At 63.3% G+C, this 1049-nt stretch carries 1 protein-coding gene; it reads left to right on the forward strand.

All coding sequences use genetic code 11. The annotated features are described in order from the left end of the window. Positions 1-27 precede the first annotated feature (27 nt). Positions 28-1049, forward strand: a 1022-nt coding sequence (locus tag IRT45_RS36290; protein ID WP_194810260.1) for an IS256 family transposase, incomplete at its 3' end; no start/stop codon positions are given.

Here is a 1049-nt window from a genome sequence, read left to right on the forward strand (position 1 = left end):
TGATCGGATGGTCAGCGGGAAGGTGCCGTGATGACGACACTTGATGCCGTGGCGAAGAAGAAGGCCGACGCGTCGGCTGAGGAGCTGGCGGCGGCGGAGTTGGTGCGGATGGCCAAGGAGCAGGGCTTGTCCCTGACCGGGCCGGACGGGCTGCTCAAACAGTTCACCAAGACCGTTCTCGAGACCGCGTTGAACGAGGAGATGACCGAGCACTTGGGCTATGAGCCGAATCAGGCTCCCGCCGAACGGGTCTCACCCAATGTGCGTAACGGGACCAGGCCGAAGACGGTGCTGACCGAGACGACCGGGCCGGTGCCGATCGAGGTGCCGCGTGACCGCGACGGCAGTTTTGAACCCCAGATCGTCAAGAAACGCCAGCGCCGGTTGACCGGGGTCGATGAGATAGTGTTGTCGTTGTATGCGAAAGGTTTGACCACGGGCGAGATTTCGGCGCATTTCGCCGAGATCTATGGGGCGTCGGTGTCGAAGGAGACCGTGTCCCGGATCACCGACGCGGTGGTCGCGGAAATGCAGGAGTGGTCGAGCCGGCCGCTCGACGAGGTGTATGTCGCGATCTTCATCGACGCGATCGTGGTCAAGATCCGAGACGGTCAGGTCGCGAACCGCCCGATCTATGCCGCGATCGGGGTGACGGTGAACGGGGAGAAAGACATCCTCGGGTTGTGGGCCGGGACCGGTGGCGAGGGCGCGAAGTTCTGGATGAGTGTGCTCACCGAAATCCGCAACCGCGGCACCAAGGATGTGTTCTTCCTCGTCTGCGACGGCCTGAAGGGCCTGCCGGAAGTGGTGGGGAACGTGTGGCCGCTGGCCACGGTCCAGACCTGCATCATCCACCTGATCCGCAACACCTTCCGACTGGCCGGGCGCCAGCACTGGGACGCGCTCAAACGCGACGTCAAACCGATCTACACCGCTGTCAACGCCACCGCGGCCCGCGCGGCGTTGGACGAACTGACCGAGAAATGGGGCACGAAATACGGTGCGATCGTGCGGCTTTGGAACAACGCGTGGGATGAATTCGTCCCGTT

The sequence above is a fragment of the Nocardia sp. BSTN01 genome (assembly GCF_015354405.1).
Classification (GTDB): domain Bacteria; phylum Actinomycetota; class Actinomycetes; order Mycobacteriales; family Mycobacteriaceae; genus Nocardia.